The organism is Nocardioides cremeus (assembly GCF_030518195.1).
Taxonomy (GTDB): domain Bacteria; phylum Actinomycetota; class Actinomycetes; order Propionibacteriales; family Nocardioidaceae; genus Nocardioides; species Nocardioides cremeus.
This window is the reverse complement of sequence record NZ_JAULSC010000499.1, coordinates 1-209: the sequence shown is the minus strand read 5'-3', so window position 1 is coordinate 209 and position 209 is coordinate 1. Positions and strand designations below refer to the sequence as shown.

The 209-nt window shown below is 72.2% G+C and carries 1 protein-coding gene; it reads left to right on the top strand.

The annotated features are described in order from the left end of the window. Positions 1–209: tRNA nucleotidyltransferase/poly(A) polymerase-related protein (locus QWJ41_RS22635; RefSeq protein WP_500684582.1), on the top strand; the 209-nt coding region annotated here is incomplete at both ends.

Sequence of the window (209 nt, the reverse complement as noted above, 5' to 3'; positions counted from 1 at the left end):
TCAAGCTGGTGATGGGGGCCTACCCCCGGCGCGGGCTCACGCTGCTGGTCGACACCGGCCTCGCCGAGCTGGTGCTGCCCGAGCTGCCGGCCCTCGCGCGCGAGCGCGACGAGCACCACCGGCACAAGGACGTCTACGAGCACACCCAGACGGTGCTGGAGCAGGCGATCGACCAGGAGCAGGAGCGCTTCGGCGGACCCGACCAGGTC